The organism is Patiriisocius sp. 208BN25-11, assembly GCF_058147145.1.
The window spans coordinates 195,007-211,151 of sequence record NZ_JBYVJY010000003.1 but is presented as its reverse complement, the minus strand read 5'-3'; the positions used below and the strand labels follow the sequence as shown (position 1 = coordinate 211,151).

The window sequence follows — 16,145 nt, the reverse complement described above, 5'->3', positions numbered from 1 at the left end:
GGGGATTTTATTGTTTTCTGATGGCAGTCATTTTGGTGATTTTTCCATCATGTACTTCATAAATCAACACAATTTCAAAGGCTTCTGCACGTCCGTTTGCCCCTGTTATGTATTCATGATCTATGACTTTATTGTCAAAAACAGTACGCTTCAAAATTTTTGAATGCAAGTTAGGAGACGCTTTAAAATACGGTTCGTAGATAGCTCTCACTTCGGAAATTCCCTGGGCTGTTTTTTTGTTTTCGTTGAAATTATACATCGCAACATCTTCAGAAAAGAAAGACATAAACCCGTCTATATCATGTGCATTATAAGCATCTAAATTGGCTTGTACAATCTTCTCTGGGTTGGTTTCTTGAGCCATCATGCTAGTGGTTTGTAAGGCAAATACGAATAGTAAAACGAATTTCATGACAAGGTTTTTAATACTTTTAGAGACTAGGCAATTGTTGTATTTAAATCTTTCACCTGCCATTCTTCGATCCAATTGGCAAGCAATTGGGCAAAAGAATCGCGATCGTTTAAACACGGAATGGTTGTAAACTCTTTACCTCCAACTTCATGGAAAATTTCTTCCCCTTCCATTGCTATTTCTTCAAGTGTCTCAAGACAATCGCTCACAAAAGCGGGGGTTACAATCGCCATTTTTTTAAGGCCTTCTTTCCCCATACGCTCAATGGTCCTATCGGTGTAGGGTTGTAACCAAGGATCAAATCCTAATCGAGATTGGAAGGTCGTAGAATAGGTTCCGCGTTCAAGTTTTAAATATTTAGCAACATTTACGGTTGTAATTTCGCACTGGTGTCTGTAGCAAAACTCGTGTTGCTTAGACCCCATTTTAAAGCAGCATTTTCCGTCCATTTTACAATTTCCATTGGTGATATCACTCTTGCGAATGTGTCGCTCAGGAACACCGTGGTAACTAAACAAAACGTGTTCGTAATCTAAGTCTTTAAGGTGTTCGCCAATACTTTCGGCCAATACTTTTATGTAGTCTTCTCTATGGTAAAAAGCGGGTGTGCGCGTAATGGTTACGTTTTGAAAATGTTCGGCAACCAGCTCATCCACTTTCACATCAATAGTCTCTGTGGTTGCCATGGCAAATTGCGGATACAAAGGAATGGTTTTAATTTCGGTACAACCTTTATCAACCAATTCTTGCAAACCTTTTTGTAATGTCATGGACCCATAGCGCATCGCTAATGCCACGGGAACATTTGATTTTTCTTGAACTTTTTTCTGTAGCCGCTCTGAAAGCACAATTAATGGCGATCCTTCGTCCCACCATATTTTTGCGTAGGCTTCGGCAGATTTTTTAGGTCTTGTGTTTAAGATAATGCCACGCACTAATAAAATACGTGCCCATTTTGGAACATCAATCACACGTTCGTCCATTAAGAACTCGCCCAAATATTTTTTTACATCTTTAGGATCTGTACTGTCTGGTGATCCAAGATTTACTAAAAGAACTCCTTTCATAGTGCTCTGGAAAATGTCGCCTCGAGCGCAGTCGAGAGGTTTATTGATATGCCTTAAAATGAAATAGTTCTCGACTGCGCTCGAACAGACACATCAATTGTTTAGATTACATTTTCAAAAATAGCGTTAAAATGTGGGTTCTTAAATCTTGAAACAATACATTAACCAAATATTAAGATAGCTAAATGTAATAGGTTAAAGTTACTAGCCTTTTTGCAATTCAATTTCCTTTGGTTTTGGAGCTTCTTCTTTCTTGTCTTTTAATAACGACGGAAATGTTAAATGTGTGCTACTGTATAAGGTGCCGTAGGTTTCGGAAGCATTAAACACCTGCAATATAGCATCTTCCATTTGAGATTCGGTTAATTCTTTTAGAGGATGTATAAAAACCGTCCACAAAATGTCATCGCTTATGGCATACTTTACATCTAAGGCTGTATGAAAATTTGCTGTTAAGGCGTTAATAAGTTCTTGTTCGGAAAGGTTTTCTACTTCTGTTACTGGAGAAATAATACGCATGCGGTTGTTCTTTTTATCGGTCAGACAAATCATAAGCCGCTCTTGAATGACAAAGCGCCAATTTCCTGGTTTTCCAGTTACCGAATCGGCAACACGATTGATAATAGCATCTAATGTTTTAGTATTGGTTTGTGCTTCCATTTGAAAGGAAAACAACACAACAAAAAGCGCAAGCAGTATCTTTTTCATAAGAACAAGTTTAAAATGAATTGGTCGTAAAAGGGTCGCTAACATTTCAGAAGAAAATCTTGTGCTAGCATAGGTAAAATCTACTTCGATAAAAATTAACTAAAAACTCTCCCCTTGAGGGGAGTATGAGGGGTGTTAAGGACTTTTTTAAAAAAACTTCACTAAATAAATGAACGAAAGAATCACGTATTCTGCGCCACAATAAATTTCTTAGGAGTGGTGCCAAACTTCTTTTTAAACGCTGCAATAAAATGACTAGCGGTGCTGTATCCAACTTTGAGACCCACTTCGTTTACATTATGAGATCCCGTGGCTAATAATTGTCGGGCAACTTCCATTTTGTAGTCAAATAAAAAAGTAAATACGGGGTCGCCGTAAATTTGCTTGAACCCCTCTTTGAGTTTATTGAGTGGTAATTGTATTTCATCGGCTAAGGCTTGCAATGTTGGTGGTTCGGCCATTCTGGAAATGATAATTTGTTTGGCTTTTTTAATCTTGGTTACATTTACTTCGTCTACCAAAAAAGGGCACTGTTCTATATCTACATCTTCTTCTCTATTGAAATACAAACTTAACAACTCGTAGGCCTTCCCTTTAAAGTACAAAGGCTTTACCGAAGGATGTAAATTATAATTCATTAACTGATTTAAAACAATGGCCATAGAAGGCGAAATTTTAGCATCTTTATAATACTTTCTGTCTTTGTTTTCTTCGGTTAAAAATGAAATATAACTAGCCTCATTAGAAAATAAGGTATGAAACTTTTTGATGGGCAATAAAACAGAAATCACCCAAGAATTTGGTGCTACCATCACTTCAATAGGTAAATCTCGCTGCGGATTGTACAATAATAACGAACTACTTTCTTGAATGGGAAGCCTGTAATTTCCATTATTAAAACTAAAAGAACCCGAGCCTTTTACACAAAAGTGAAATTGGATAAAGTTAGAGCTCACTTCTCTTTTAAATAATTGATCCTCAGTAGTTTCATTGTTGAATTTTAAAATATAAAAACCCTGCTCAATCATGGTTTCTTTATAAATCCCTTGAGCGATACTTTCTGAAATTTTGGCGTCGTGGTATACTTTCATTTTATTTAGAATTGATATAAATAACAAAATGCCATTCTTTTGTAAAGATACGAATTTATTGGCTTTAAGAGGCTTTTGAGATAAATATGAGAAAAAATAACGGGTAACGATATTAATGATACGGCTAGCGTTATTTTTTACTTCGTATTGCAGCTACTTTTGCATTTCATCTTCTCGAAGTGTACTTAGAGAAGCGTGTTGTTTATGAAAAGTATCGCAAGAAGCACATACATATCACCTCAAGATGGATTATTTTATGCCATAGGTCTTAACTACAAGAAGGCCGACGCAGAAATAAGAGGTCATTTTAGTATTTCAGAAAATGCTCAAAAAGCCATACTAAATGATGCGCAAACCATAGGAGTTACTTCACTTACCATTATTTCTACCTGTAATAGAACCGAATTGTATGGGTTTGCTAAAAGGGCAAGTGACCTCATCACATTACTATGCGAACATACCCAAGGGACGAGTACTGAATTTGAAAAAGTAGCCTACATTCATGAAGGGCAGCAAGCTGTATCACATTTATTTAAAGTGGGTACAGGGCTCGATAGTCAGATTCTAGGGGATTTTGAAATTATTAGTCAGTTACGCACTAGCCTACGCCGTTCAAAAAAGATGGGGATGTTAAATGCCTACATGGAACGTCTAGGAAATGCCGTAATACAAGCTAGTAAGCGCATTAAAAACGAAACTGAAATATCTACGGGAGCTACTTCGGTAAGCTTTGCCGCAGTGCAATACATCATGGCACGCGTGCCGTATGTGAGTGAAAAGAACATATTACTTTTTGGGATTGGAAAAATCGGAAGAAACACCTGTGAGAATCTTATTAAACATACCAAAAACGAGCACATTACACTTATTAATAGAACCAAAGTAAAGGCAGAAGCCATTGCGGGCAAGTTTAATTTAGTGGTAAAAGCCTATGCAAACATCCAAAGTGAAATTGCAGAAAGCGATATCCTTATTGTTGCCACTGGAGCGCAACAACCCACGATTAGCAAAGAGCTACTATATTTAAAGAAGCCTTTACTAATCTTAGATTTATCGATTCCAAAGAATGTTTCTGAAAACGTTAAAGAGAATCCGAATGTTACCTTAATTCACTTAGATGAATTATCTAAGGTAACCGATGCAACCTTAGCTCATAGACAGTCTCAAATACCGCTTGCAGAAGCCATCATAAAAGACGTTGCCTCAGAATTTAACACCTGGGCACAACATCGCAGTTTTGCACCCACTATTAAAGCATTAAAATCGAAACTTAGTGAGATAAAAGTAGGCGAAATTGATAATCAACGTCGTAAAATTTCAGACTTCAATGAAGCTCAAGCTGAAATTTTAAGCAATCGTATCATTCAAAAAATTACCACCCAAGTGGCAAATCATCTAAAAAATGCCAATGGTAGTGCTTCCGAAACTGCAGACCTCATTCAACAAATATTCCAGCTAAACGAAACACAAGATGGATAAGGTGATAAAAATTGGTACACGAGATAGCCAGTTAGCCTTATGGCAAGCACATACCGTGCAAGACCAATTACATGCCTTAGGTTATAAAACTGAATTGGTGCCTGTAAAATCAACAGGAGATTTGGTGCTAGACAAACCACTATATGAATTAGGTATTACAGGGGTATTTACCAAAACACTTGATGTTGCCATGCTTAATGGTACGGTAGATATTGCGGTGCACTCTATGAAAGACGTACCCACTGCCCTTCCAAAAGGCATTGTACAAACTGCTGTTTTAGAACGTGCTAACACCCAAGACATTTTAGTCCATAAAGGTCATATAGACTATTCAAAACCTTGTACTATTGCTACAGGTAGCTTACGTCGCAAAGCACAGTGGTTACACAAATACCCGCACCATACAGTAGTAGATTTACGCGGAAATGTAAATACACGATTACAAAAGTTAGCAGACAATAATTGGGATGGTGCCATCTTTGCGAAAGCAGGATTAGAACGTATTAACGTCCTTCCAGAACAGAACGAAACACTAGATTGGATGACCCCGGCACCTGCACAAGGCGCTATGGTTGTTGTAGCATTACAAAAAGATACATTTTGTGTGGAAGCTACTGAAAAATTAAACAACCAAAACGCTCAAATTTGCACCCAAATTGAACGAAATTTTTTACGTGAGCTAGAAGGTGGTTGTACTGCTCCTATTGGTGCCCTTGGCGCGATAAATAAAGGAATGCTCTCTTTTGAGGGATGTTTGTTTTCATTAAATGGAAGGCAAAAAATTACAATACGTGAACATGTGTCTTTAAAAAAGTTAGATGAAAATGGTGCTGAATATTGTAAAGTTTTTGTGGCTCATGAAGCAGGAAAACACCTCGCAAAAAAGTTACTAGATAAAGGTGGAAAAGAGCTTATGCAGGAGATTAAAAAAGAAATGAATTCTTAATGCCATGAAAAGCATTCTTTCCACCAAAACCCTAAAACCAAACCAAAGAGATTTACTCCTCGGAGCAGGTTTTACATTGGTGGCTTATGATGCTATAGAGATTCGCTTTTTAGATTTTAAAATGCCAAACGTCATTAAGAACGCCATCTTTACAAGTCAGAATGGAGTACAATCATTTCTAAAAAATAGTTGTCAGTTTGAGCCTGTCGAAGACCAACAAGCTCTAAGAGAAGCTCGGGGTGACATTAGAGCCTTTTGCGTAGGTCAAAAAACCAAAGTACTTTTAGAAGAAAACGGATTAAATGTGATAGAAACAGCTAAAAATGCACAAGAATTGGCTGAAATCATTATAAAAAAACATAAAAACGATGCATTCTATTTTTTCTGCGGAAATCTTAGAAGAAACGAATTACCAGAAATACTAAAAAAGGACAACATTACCTTTTCTGAGGTAAAAACATATAAAACCGAGCTAAAACCAAAGAAATTCGACCAAAAATGGGACGGAATTCTTTTTTTTAGCCCAAGTGGCGTTCAAAGTTATATTAAAGGAAATAATGTTAACGGAGACCTCCTTGTAGGCCTAAAAACTGTGGCAATTTGCATTGGCGAAACAACAGCAGCCGAAGCAAAAAACTACTTTAATGAAGTGATTGTTGCAAATAGTAGTTCAGTAGAAAGTGTCATTGCAAAGGCGGTAGCTACTTTAAAAAACAAGTAATAATGTCCCCTCGAGCGCAGTCGAGAGGTCAGTTAAAATAAAGAATTATTAATATAGTTCTCGACTGCGCTCGAACAGACAGATTGATATGAGCAAAACAATTAAAAACGAACTATTCTTAAGAGCCCTAAAAGGAGAAACAGTAGAGCGTCCACCTGTATGGATGATGCGTCAAGCTGGGCGCTATTTACCAGAATTCATGGAAATTAAAGCCAAGTACGATTTCTTTACGCGTTGCCAAACTCCTGAGTTAGCAAGTGAAATTACCGTACAGCCTATTAGACGTTACGGTATGGATGCCGCTATTTTATTTAGCGACATCTTAGTGATTCCTCAGGCCATGAATATCGAGGTAGAGATGAAACCAAACATTGGTCCTTGGTTGCCCAGCCCAATTCGTTCTCAAAAAGATTTAGATCGCGTCATCGTTCCAGACATTCACGAAACGCTGGGCTATGTCATGGATGCCATCAAAATGACCAAAGAGAAATTGAATGATGAAATTCCTTTGATCGGTTTTGCAGGAAGCCCTTGGACCATCTTATGTTATTGTGTGCAAGGACAGGGGTCAAAAAACTTTGATAAAGCCAAAGAATTTTGTTTTACACAACCGGTTGCTGCGCATACCCTTTTACAGCGTATTACAGATACCACCATAGCTTATTTAAAGGAAAAAGTAAAAGCGGGAGTGAATGCTGTTCAGGTGTTTGATAGTTGGGGAGGTATGTTATCTCCTGTAGATTATCAAGAATTTTCATGGCAATACATACAACAAATTATTGATGCTCTTAAAGACGAAGCGCCGGTGATTGCCTTTGGAAAAGGATGTTGGTTTGCGCTAGACACCATGGCAAAAAGTGGTGCTGCAGCATTAGGTGTAGATTGGACCTGTTCTGCTAGAAATGCACGTTATTTAACTGGCGGAAATATTACACTTCAAGGTAACTTTGATCCTACTAGATTATTTAGTCCGCCTGCCGAAATTAAAAAACAGGTAAAACAAATGATTGATGCTTTTGGTAAAGACCGATATATTGTAAATCTTGGTCATGGAATCTTACCAAACATCCCAATTGAGAATGCAGGTGCGTTTATTGAAGCCGTAAAAGAATACAGAGCAGACGTTTGAATATCTGGAGACGCATACGACAATTAAGTGTTGGAAAACTTTTCAAGTTGTCTCTTCTGTTCTTGTCGCGCCCATTATATATTCTGCCTACCATTCGTGCTACGCAAAGAGCCATGCATATTTGTGACGATTTATATGGAAGCTCGCATCATAAAAGCAATAAAGCCAATGCCTTTAGACATGCTTTATGGAATCTGCTTATCTGCCAATATGTGATGAAATATTCAAAAAACAAGCAAAAAAGTGTATTTTGGACGCAAAAAGTAGGTGATTTGTATGAAAAAGTCACACAAAATGAAATGTTAGAGGAAGCCATGGATGTACATAACAATACCATTGGCCGCATCTTCTTTTTGAATCATTTAGAGCAAAGTGAAGAAGAAATCATTAGGTTATTGAAAAAAAAGAGCGAAAATGCTCAAAAAATCAGTCGTATCGAAGAAACAAAGCAGTTTCAAAATATGTTGGTATATCTTGAGGAATAAAACAGTATCATGATTCAAAACATCATTCGCGGTATAAAAGCATACGCAGGTACTTTTAAACTTATTAGTACGCTAGGCTTATGGAAGTATTTTGCAATACCTATTGCAATTAGTGTCCTCACGGCAAGTCTTATTTTAGTGGCTGCTTGGGGATGGAGTGATAATATCGCCAATCTTTTAGACAAGCTCTGGATATGGGATTGGGGAGCAAATAGTTTTCATACCATTGCTGAAATTTTAGGGGGCATTATCATTGTAATCATTGGTTTGATTCTTTACAAACACATCATTATGGCATTGAGTGCTCCTTTTATGAGTCCGGTATCCCAAAAAATTGAACAGCATTTTTTAGGAGAAACACACACCCATAGAAACACTACAAATGCTTCTCAATTATGGCGAGGCATTCGAATTAATGTGCGTAACCTTGGTATGGAATTGCTTATTACTATTCCTTTACTACTTTTAAGTCTCATTCCATTATTAAATATTGTTAGTACTATACTCATTTTCTTAGTACAAGCCTATTATGCAGGTTTTGGTAATATGGACTACACCCTAGAACGCCATTTTACCTACAAAGAAAGTATCCGATTTGTAAAAAAACATCGAGGAAATGCCATAGGAAACGGCATCCCTTTTATAGCAATGCTTGTCATTCCCGTTATAGGTGTTATCTTAGTTTTACCGCTTTCGGTAACGGCCTCTACCACAGAAACCATTCGATTGATACAAGAAAAAAAATGAAATAAAATGTATCCTGCAAGGTATGAGGAGGCACGACGATCCTTGTAGGTATGATAAACTGGTCAATATGGAACCCAATAACAATTTAATTTTTCTTCGGAAATTTTAAAAACAAAACAAATTATGAAACTAGAGAAAATAGAAACAGGCAGTTCGTATCACATTTACAATCGTGGTATTAATGGCGTGGCTATTTTTAATACTGAAGAGAACAAGCGTTACTTTTTAAGTCTTCTTGGAAAATATTTAAAAGATAAAGTTTCAGTACTAGCATTTTGTTTGATGAAAAATCACTATCATTTTTTAGTCGAAATTACTGGAATAGAAAAAGAAGTGACCCAAGGGTTTTCAAATTTGTTTAATGCTTATGCTAAAGCATATAATAAACAAGAAAATAGAACTGGGATTTTATTTGAAAAACATTTTAAGAGAAAGCTAATTCAAGATGAAAAATATCTTTCAGAATTATTTATCTACATTCATAATAATCCAAAAGCTAATATGGAAACAGAAGCCTTTTCATCTTACACATACTATTTAAATGATGTTCAACCTACCTATTTCGGTTTAGAAAAGGATATTGTATTTAAATTATTTGATAGTATTGAAAACATGAAATTCGTTACATCTCAAAAAGCAGGATTAATTAACGAAGATTTCAACCTAGACCTACAAGGAGGTTTTTCAGAAAAAGAAAAACAAAACCTTGCAGGTCTTAACCAAGATTTAGAAACCCAGCAATAATGAAAGAACAATTTGTAACATATATCCGTAATCTTCAAAATACTATCACCACTCGATTAGAAGCTATTGATGGTGAGGCTATCTTTGAAGAAGACCTCTGGAAACGCCCAGAAGGCGGTGGTGGCCGAACCCGTGTTATTGAAAACGGTAGCGTCTTTGAAAAAGGAGGGGTTAACATAAGTGAAGTTCATGGAAAATTGCCTGAAAGTATGCAGCAGTATTTTGGTGTAAAAGATGCCGATTTTTTTGCTTGCGGACTCAGTTTAGTGTTACACCCTATAAACCCAATGGTGCCTACAGTACACGCTAATTGGCGCTATTTTGAAATGTACGACAAGCAAGGTACTATAGTAGACCAGTGGTTTGGTGGCGGACAAGACCTCACTCCCTATTATTTGTTTGAAGAAGATGCAAAGCACTTTCACCAAACCTGTAAAACGGCATGCGACAAACACAACCCAGCTTTTTATCCAAAATACAAGGCTCGTTGTGATGCATACTTTTACAATGCACATCGCAATGAAGGAAGAGGGATTGGCGGACTCTTTTTTGATTACTGTAAAATTTCCGAAGAAATGAACATGCAAGATTGGTACAACTTTGTCACTGAGGTAGGAAATAGTTTCTTAGATGCCTACGTACCTATTGTCGAAAAAAGAATGGATCTATCTTATACTAAAGCACAAAGAGATTGGCAGGAAGTGCGTCGCGGACGCTATGTAGAATTTAATTTAGTGCATGACAAAGGCACCTTGTTTGGTCTCAAAACCAACGGTCGCATTGAAAGTATTTTAATGAGTCTTCCACCCCATGTGCAATGGAAATACAACCACCAACCAGAAACTGGAAGTGAAGAGGAGAAATTAATAACTGTATTAAAACAACCCAAAGATTGGGTCTAAAAAGAAAGCAAAGAGTTTGATCCAATCGAGTCGAGAGGTCTCATTAAACTTTCTAAGATAAAAGAAGTTTCAACTACGCTTAAAAAAAAAGGATTATGATACTAAGAAGAAATAGAAGACTAAGAACCAACGAAGCTATGAGAAGCTTAGTTAGAGAAACCAATATTGCTCCAACCGACTTTATTGTACCTCTATTTGTGGTAGAAGGAACAGGCATTAAAGAAGAAATTGCTTCTATGCCTAACTACTATCGTTTTAGTCTTGACCTATTAAAAGCCGAAGTCAAAGAACTTTGGGCAATGGGCTTAAAAAGTATGCTGCTCTTTGTAAAAGTACCCGACGCATTAAAAGACAACAAAGGTACCGAAGCACTCAACCCAGAAGGACTCATGCAACGCGCTATTAAAACCGTGAAAGAAGTATGCCCAGAGATGCTGGTCATGACAGATGTGGCTATGGACCCTTATTCTAATTATGGTCATGATGGTATTGTAGCCGAAGGAGGCATTATAAACGATGCTACCAATGTCGTATTGGCAAAAATGGCGCTAAGCCATGCTCGGGCTGGCGCCGATATTGTAGCACCAAGCGACATGATGGATGGACGTATTTTCGACATCCGTTCTCTTCTTGAAACCGAAGGCTTTCACAATACTGGCATTATGAGTTATAGCGCCAAATATGCCTCTGCTTTTTACGGTCCGTTTAGAGATGCCTTAGACAGCGCTCCTGTGGACATTAAAAACGTACCCAAAGACAAGAAAACCTACCAAATGGACCCTGCCAATAGAGACGAAGCCATTAAAGAAACCTTAATGGACATCGAAGAAGGAGCAGACATTGTTATGGTAAAACCAGGGCTGTGCTATTTAGATATTGTACGTGATGTTAGAAATGTGGTAGATGTTCCTGTAGCAGTATATCAAGTGAGTGGAGAATATGCTATGCTAAAGGCAGCAGCAGAGAAAGGATGGCTAGATCACGATGCCGTGATGATGGAACAATTGTTGAGCATTAAAAGAGCAGGCGCACACATGATTGCAAGTTATTTTGCTAAAGACGCTGTTAAACTAATATCCTAAAACTATGAAAAGGTTCCTTTTTGCTAGTGTCCTAGCCATGATTACTTCCCTAAATGCAATTGCGCAGCAACCTGAAGCCATACAAATTACCGATCAAACCATCATCAAAGATATTGACGGGAACCAAATTTCTGTGAGTGATTTTACAATATTGATGAACAGCCAAGAATACACCATCGAACCCAGAAAAGAGGTAGATGGGTCATCATACATTCAGGTGGTTCAGCTTAGTAAAAGACAGTTGCAAAACAACGAAAAACTATCACAAAGAGCCGCAGAATTTAATGGTGGTACCCTTCCAAAATTTTACTTATTCGATTGGGACGACAATGTGATTAGCACCGAAAACACAAAAGGGAAAATTGTGGTATTTAATTTCTGGTTTACGGCTTGTCCGCCCTGCATTCAAGAGCTTCCAGAGTTAAACGAACTCTATGAAAAATACAAAGACAACCCAGACATTGTATTTGCAGCAGTTACCTTTGAACGTGCACCAAAAATCGAAAAATTTTTAAAGAAATTCGAGGTCAAATACCCTATTGTACCTCAGCAAGGAGGCTTTAGCCAAAAGGTTTCACGTGGCTCATACCCTACCAATGTAATTGTAAAAAGAGATGGCACCATTCAAGAATACATTACAGGTGGCATGAAAGGAATTGGCAAACAAATAGAGGCCGCTATTGAGGCAGCACTTTAATTTTTTTATCCCTTCGGAAATATGAGACAGCTACTATTTTTTTTATCCATTATCATTTCAGCAAACATGACAGCCCAACAAGACACTCCCAAAAAAGCATGGCTCGAAAAATGGGAAAATTCAAAAAATTACCTCATCGGGATTGCCGAGGCCATGCCAGAAGCACACTACGATTTTAAACCTACAGAACGCCAAATGAGTTTTAAAGAACAACTCATGCACATCAAAGGGAATATGGATTGGTTAAGTACAACCTACTTTACAGACACCGAATTTAAGCGTGAAAAAACAGCGCCACCAGCAACCAAAGCCAAAACCATAGCGCTTATCACAGCAGCATTTGATAACGCAAAAAATAAGATTGCTAGCATTTCCGAAGAAAGTCTCATAGAAACCGTTTCCTTTTTTGCGGGACCTAAGAGCAAAATTCAAATCTTAAATTTGTTGCAAGACCACGTTTCTCACCATAGAGGGCAAATCATTGTATATCTAAACCTTAAAGATGTGGAGCCTCCAAGTTTTGTAGGATGGTAAACTGCTTTTAGACACTTTGAGACTAATTTCATACCTTGCATAAAAACCAACAACAGCAATGACACTATTAATAGTTTACGCGATACTTTCTATTTTCTTTTCTTTTTTGTGTTCTATTCTAGAAGCAGCCTTATTAAGCTTTACACCTACATTTATTAAAATGAAAAAAGCCGAAGGCAAAGGATATGCTTCCACACTTAGCGCCCTAAAAAAAGACATAGACAAGCCACTTATTGCCATTCTTACCATCAACACCATTGCCCATACAGTGGGTGCTATTTTAGTAGGGGTTCAGGCAGAAAGTTTAGATTTTGATATTGATGTTTTTGGGATTAACATTGTTGGGATTGTTTCGGCAATTATGACCTTATTGATTCTTATTGTTTCAGAAATTATCCCTAAAACCATTGGCGCCACCTATTGGAAGAGCCTTGGTGGTTTTACAGCCATGGCTTTAAAAGCTATTATATTTCCGCTGAAATACACAGGTATTTTATGGTTGCTTACCCTTACTACAAAACTCATTGGAAAGTCGGCACATGTAAGTACCATGAGCCGTGAAGAGTTTATGGCAATCACCGATGCGGCAGAACAAGAAGGGGTTTTTGAAGAAAATGAAAGTGCGGTGATTAAAAATTTACTCGTTTTTAAATCCATACAAGCCAAAGATGTTATGACGCCGTTTCCTGTGGTGACTACAGAAAGCGAAGAAGTAACACTAAAAGCTTTTCGGGAGTCGAACAAAAACTTGCGCTTTTCAAGAATTCCGGTGTATAAAGACAAATCTCACAACATCACTGGCTTTGTATTAAAAGATGATATTCTAGAAGAAATTATCGAAGAACATGGCAACAAACAATTGAGCGATATCAAACGTGAAATGCACATGGTAGATGGCACCAAACCAATTCCAGAGTTGTTTGATACTTTTTTAAGTAACAGAGGCCATATTGCTTTGGTGGTTGACGAGTTTGGAAACACCATTGGAATTGTAACCATGGAAGACATTATAGAAACGCTGTTGGGCCTAGAAATCATGGACGAGAGCGATACTGTAGAAGACTTGCAATTACAAGCTAGAAAAAATTGGGAGCGCAGAGCAAAACGCATGGGTATTAAAACAGACGAAGAATCTTAACGGGTAACCTTTGGCGTTAGGTTTCTAAAGATCGTAGTAAGAAACTGCGCCACATCATAAGGTTTTAAGATAATATCATCCATTCCAGCTTCTATCATATTGGCACGCGCTTCTTCAATTTCTACAGCGGTTAGGGCAATGATAGGGATTAGTTTATTAAAACTTCTAATGGCTTTTGTAGCTTCTACCCCACCCATATTTGGCATATGAATGTCCATTAAAATAAGACCATAATTGTTTTGCTGTGTCATGGTAACAGCCTGTATTCCATCGTCGGCTAAACTCGTTGTAAAATTCTTAGCCTGCAGTATTTTTTGTGTGACTTTCTGGTTTATTTTATTATCGTCTACAATAAGAATGTGCACATTATCAAAAGAAGTCTCAGAATTCGCACTGCTATTCGAAACCACTTCAAAATCGGCTTCTAATTGCGAGATGTTTTCTTCTACATTGATAATAAATGAAAAGATAGATCCGCTACCAACTTCACTCTTTAATTGAATCTCACTATCGTGAATTGCCAATAATTTTTTAACAATAGGCAGCCCCAGACCAGTACCTTGATAGTTGTAATTATTACTTTCTACTTGAGAGAACTCCTCAAAGATGAGGTCTTGCTTTTCTTTCGGAATTCCGATTCCATTATCTTTTATAAAGAAATGAATGCGATAGGCGCCTTGCTTTGTTTTCTCAATAAATTTAACGACAATTTCTATGGTGCCATTCTCATTAAACTTCACGGCATTCCCTACCAAATTCATGAGTATTTGAGAAAGCTTTACAGAGTCTCCCAGTAAATTATCGGGTATGGCCTCATCAATAACCACATTCATTTTGTTGTTGTTTTGCTGCAAGCTAAAACTAAAGGAATCGGTGATGTTCTTGATGAGTAAACTCAGCTTAAAGGGTGACTTTTCGAGTTTCATTCCATTGGCATCTGCTTTATTAAGCGTAAGTACATCATTAATAAGTGCAAGAAGGTAATCTGCAGAAAACTTAAGCGATTTTAAATCTTCTTTATGTGTAGATAGTGCGGGATCATCTAACAAAATAGATGATAAACCAATCACTCCATACAATGGAGTTCTTAATTCATGACTTACGGTAGAAAAGAACTGTGTTTTCAATTTCGATAATCGTTCGGCTTCTTCTTTTGCTTGTATGAGTTCTCTATTTTTTATATTTAGCTTTTTTACATATTTCTTTCTACTCCTATACAGCATTAAAGCGGCCAAGGCTGCTAAAAAGAAAATAATAGAAATAGCAATAAATACAGCTGTGAGTTGATTTGATTTTTCTGTTAGTTTATCAGCTAGAAGTTGTTCGGTTTTTGCAGTATCTAATTCTTTTTGATACTGTTCTAATTTCAATCTAGCACTTGCTTCTTGCAATTGCTGATCTCTAATAATCTTGTTAAATTCAGTGTCAAATTCTCTTTCTTTTTTTAAACTACTAATAGCCCCAATACCATCCCCATTTTTCTCGTAAGCTTCTGCTAAAAATTGATGAGTCTCCGCGCTCTGTTTTAAAAAATTACCTTCAATAGACCGTTCTGCAGCATCTTTTAAAATAGTAATGGCTCTTTCATAGTTACTTCGCTGAATATGGTATTGACCTCTTAAAATATCAAGATTTATACTATACAAAGGGTGTAAGTCTTGATGAGCATCAACAATTTTCTTGCTCTTATTTAAAAAAGGAAGCGCGTTTCTAGAATCATTTTGCTTTATATACACCCAAGCAATATTCATGTATTGAGCCAATTTGCCTCTTTCAGACTTTCCTCCACGGGTATTAATTTCGAGACTTTTTTCAAAATTTTCTCTGGCTAGATCCAGCGGACCGCCAACCTCCATATAGACATTTCCAATATCGTTATATGCCACTCCAATTAGTGTGTCTTGCTTAGTGAGTTTTGCATACTCTAATGATTTTCTGTAATACGACAAGCTATTTGCCGTGTCTTTCATACGTAAGTAAATAGACCCAAGCCTTAGATTTCCTGTATGTGCAAAATAATAATCTTCATGCTTTAAGGCTTCTTCTACAATAAAAGAACTTGTAGTAATAGCTTTCTCATAATTGTAAGCATAGGCTTCTTCAAATGAATTATTCAGAAGAACTGTTAAACTATCTAGAGAAATGGTTCTTTCTTGCGCTTGGATGCCTGCCATATACAGCGTTAGCATCACACATAAAAAAGTTTTTTTTAAGTTACGCATGTGAAGAAAGATTGATTATAACAAACTTAACCAATCTTTCC

Annotated in this window: 17 protein-coding genes; 12 read left to right on the top strand and 5 right to left on the bottom strand. The window is 37.1% G+C overall.

What is annotated here, in order from left to right; translation table 11 throughout:
- Positions 1-7 precede the first annotated feature (7 nt).
- The 4 genes from ACY2RS_RS05885 to ACY2RS_RS05870 all read right to left on the bottom strand — a co-directional run bounded on the left by ACY2RS_RS05885 (position 8) and on the right by ACY2RS_RS05870 (position 3,278).
- A complete protein-coding gene (locus ACY2RS_RS05885) occupies positions 8-412 on the bottom strand; it encodes a nuclear transport factor 2 family protein (RefSeq protein WP_490097694.1) in 405 nt (134 codons plus the stop codon).
- Between the two features lie 26 nt (positions 413-438).
- The gene (hemH, locus tag ACY2RS_RS05880) at positions 439-1,479 is read right to left on the bottom strand and encodes a ferrochelatase (RefSeq protein WP_490097693.1); all 1,041 of its coding nucleotides are present in this window, start codon (positions 1,477-1,479) and stop codon (positions 439-441) included.
- Between the two features lie 204 nt (positions 1,480-1,683).
- On the bottom strand, positions 1,684-2,187 hold the full coding sequence (locus ACY2RS_RS05875) for a hypothetical protein (protein WP_490097692.1): 504 nt from the start codon (positions 2,185-2,187) through the stop codon (positions 1,684-1,686).
- Between the two features lie 182 nt (positions 2,188-2,369).
- Positions 2,370-3,278, bottom strand: a complete 909-nt coding sequence (locus ACY2RS_RS05870; RefSeq protein WP_490097691.1) for a helix-turn-helix transcriptional regulator — start codon at positions 3,276-3,278, stop codon at positions 2,370-2,372.
- A gap of 204 nt (positions 3,279-3,482) precedes the next feature.
- Here ACY2RS_RS05870 and hemA point away from each other — a divergent pair, with 204 nt between their 5' ends.
- From hemA to ACY2RS_RS05810, 12 genes are all read left to right on the top strand, one after another.
- Positions 3,483-4,757 (top strand): glutamyl-tRNA reductase, encoded by a 1,275-nt coding sequence (hemA, locus tag ACY2RS_RS05865; RefSeq protein ID WP_490097690.1) that lies wholly within the window; start codon positions 3,483-3,485, stop codon positions 4,755-4,757.
- Positions 4,750-5,703 carry a hydroxymethylbilane synthase gene (hemC, locus tag ACY2RS_RS05860; protein WP_490097689.1) on the top strand — a complete coding sequence of 318 codons (954 nt, stop codon included), beginning with the start codon at positions 4,750-4,752 and terminating at the stop codon, positions 5,701-5,703. Before hemA ends, hemC begins: the two co-directional genes overlap by 8 nt.
- A 4-nt stretch (positions 5,704-5,707) precedes the next feature.
- Positions 5,708-6,424: a uroporphyrinogen-III synthase gene (locus ACY2RS_RS05855; RefSeq protein WP_490097688.1), complete on the top strand. Its 717-nt coding sequence runs from the start codon at positions 5,708-5,710 to the stop codon at positions 6,422-6,424.
- A gap of 88 nt (positions 6,425-6,512) precedes the next feature.
- The gene (hemE, locus tag ACY2RS_RS05850; protein ID WP_490097687.1) at positions 6,513-7,553 is read left to right on the top strand and encodes a uroporphyrinogen decarboxylase; all 1,041 of its coding nucleotides are present in this window, start codon (positions 6,513-6,515) and stop codon (positions 7,551-7,553) included.
- 47 nt (positions 7,554-7,600) lie between these two features.
- Positions 7,601-8,038 carry a DUF6973 domain-containing protein gene (locus ACY2RS_RS05845; protein ID WP_490097686.1) on the top strand — a complete coding sequence of 146 codons (438 nt, stop codon included), beginning with the start codon at positions 7,601-7,603 and terminating at the stop codon, positions 8,036-8,038.
- Positions 8,039-8,047: 9 nt separating this feature from the next.
- Positions 8,048-8,785 (top strand): EI24 domain-containing protein, encoded by a 738-nt coding sequence (locus ACY2RS_RS05840; RefSeq protein WP_490097685.1) that lies wholly within the window; start codon positions 8,048-8,050, stop codon positions 8,783-8,785.
- Positions 8,786-8,908: 123 nt separating this feature from the next.
- Positions 8,909-9,529 carry a transposase gene (locus ACY2RS_RS05835; RefSeq protein WP_490097684.1) on the top strand — a complete coding sequence of 207 codons (621 nt, stop codon included), beginning with the start codon at positions 8,909-8,911 and terminating at the stop codon, positions 9,527-9,529.
- Positions 9,529-10,431: an oxygen-dependent coproporphyrinogen oxidase gene (gene hemF, locus ACY2RS_RS05830; RefSeq protein ID WP_490097683.1), complete on the top strand. Its 903-nt coding sequence runs from the start codon at positions 9,529-9,531 to the stop codon at positions 10,429-10,431. Before ACY2RS_RS05835 ends, hemF begins: the two co-directional genes overlap by 1 nt.
- Before the next feature lie 92 nt (positions 10,432-10,523).
- Positions 10,524-11,513, top strand: a complete 990-nt coding sequence (gene hemB / locus ACY2RS_RS05825) for a porphobilinogen synthase (protein ID WP_490097850.1) — start codon at positions 10,524-10,526, stop codon at positions 11,511-11,513.
- Positions 11,514-11,517: 4 nt separating this feature from the next.
- A complete protein-coding gene (locus tag ACY2RS_RS05820) occupies positions 11,518-12,210 on the top strand; it encodes a TlpA family protein disulfide reductase (RefSeq protein WP_490097682.1) in 693 nt (230 codons plus the stop codon).
- A gap of 21 nt (positions 12,211-12,231) precedes the next feature.
- Positions 12,232-12,744 carry a DinB family protein gene (locus ACY2RS_RS05815; protein WP_490097681.1) on the top strand — a complete coding sequence of 171 codons (513 nt, stop codon included), beginning with the start codon at positions 12,232-12,234 and terminating at the stop codon, positions 12,742-12,744.
- Positions 12,745-12,802: 58 nt separating this feature from the next.
- Positions 12,803-13,882: a CNNM domain-containing protein gene (locus tag ACY2RS_RS05810; protein ID WP_490097680.1), complete on the top strand. Its 1,080-nt coding sequence runs from the start codon at positions 12,803-12,805 to the stop codon at positions 13,880-13,882.
- Here the strand turns inward: ACY2RS_RS05810 and ACY2RS_RS05805 are convergent.
- Positions 13,879-16,104 (bottom strand): tetratricopeptide repeat-containing hybrid sensor histidine kinase/response regulator, encoded by a 2,226-nt coding sequence (locus ACY2RS_RS05805; RefSeq protein ID WP_490097679.1) that lies wholly within the window; start codon positions 16,102-16,104, stop codon positions 13,879-13,881. The two genes, ACY2RS_RS05810 and ACY2RS_RS05805, sit on opposite strands and share 4 nt — an antisense overlap.
- Positions 16,105-16,145 lie beyond the last annotated feature (41 nt).

What these genes read in the sequence shown, in the direction of transcription:
- hemC (WP_490097689.1), top strand. Translation starts at nt 4,750, where the DNA reads ATGGATAAGGTGATAAAAATTGGTACACGAGATAGCCAGTTAGCCTTA.
- ACY2RS_RS05855 (WP_490097688.1), top strand. Translation starts at nt 5,708, where the DNA reads ATGAAAAGCATTCTTTCCACCAAAACCCTAAAACCAAACCAAAGAGAT.
- hemF (WP_490097683.1), top strand. Translation starts at nt 9,529, where the DNA reads ATGAAAGAACAATTTGTAACATATATCCGTAATCTTCAAAATACTATC.
- ACY2RS_RS05815 (WP_490097681.1), top strand. Translation starts at nt 12,232, where the DNA reads ATGAGACAGCTACTATTTTTTTTATCCATTATCATTTCAGCAAACATG.
- ACY2RS_RS05835 (WP_490097684.1), top strand. Translation starts at nt 8,909, where the DNA reads ATGAAACTAGAGAAAATAGAAACAGGCAGTTCGTATCACATTTACAAT.
- hemH (WP_490097693.1), bottom strand. Translation starts at nt 1,479, where the DNA reads ATGAAAGGAGTTCTTTTAGTAAATCTTGGATCACCAGACAGTACAGAT.
- hemA (WP_490097690.1), top strand. Translation starts at nt 3,483, where the DNA reads ATGAAAAGTATCGCAAGAAGCACATACATATCACCTCAAGATGGATTA.
- ACY2RS_RS05810 (WP_490097680.1), top strand. Translation starts at nt 12,803, where the DNA reads ATGACACTATTAATAGTTTACGCGATACTTTCTATTTTCTTTTCTTTT.
- ACY2RS_RS05805 (WP_490097679.1), bottom strand. Translation starts at nt 16,104, where the DNA reads ATGCGTAACTTAAAAAAAACTTTTTTATGTGTGATGCTAACGCTGTAT.
- ACY2RS_RS05875 (WP_490097692.1), bottom strand. Translation starts at nt 2,187, where the DNA reads ATGAAAAAGATACTGCTTGCGCTTTTTGTTGTGTTGTTTTCCTTTCAA.
- ACY2RS_RS05840 (WP_490097685.1), top strand. Translation starts at nt 8,048, where the DNA reads ATGATTCAAAACATCATTCGCGGTATAAAAGCATACGCAGGTACTTTT.
- ACY2RS_RS05885 (WP_490097694.1), bottom strand. Translation starts at nt 412, where the DNA reads ATGAAATTCGTTTTACTATTCGTATTTGCCTTACAAACCACTAGCATG.
- ACY2RS_RS05820 (WP_490097682.1), top strand. Translation starts at nt 11,518, where the DNA reads ATGAAAAGGTTCCTTTTTGCTAGTGTCCTAGCCATGATTACTTCCCTA.
- hemE (WP_490097687.1), top strand. Translation starts at nt 6,513, where the DNA reads ATGAGCAAAACAATTAAAAACGAACTATTCTTAAGAGCCCTAAAAGGA.
- ACY2RS_RS05870 (WP_490097691.1), bottom strand. Translation starts at nt 3,278, where the DNA reads ATGAAAGTATACCACGACGCCAAAATTTCAGAAAGTATCGCTCAAGGG.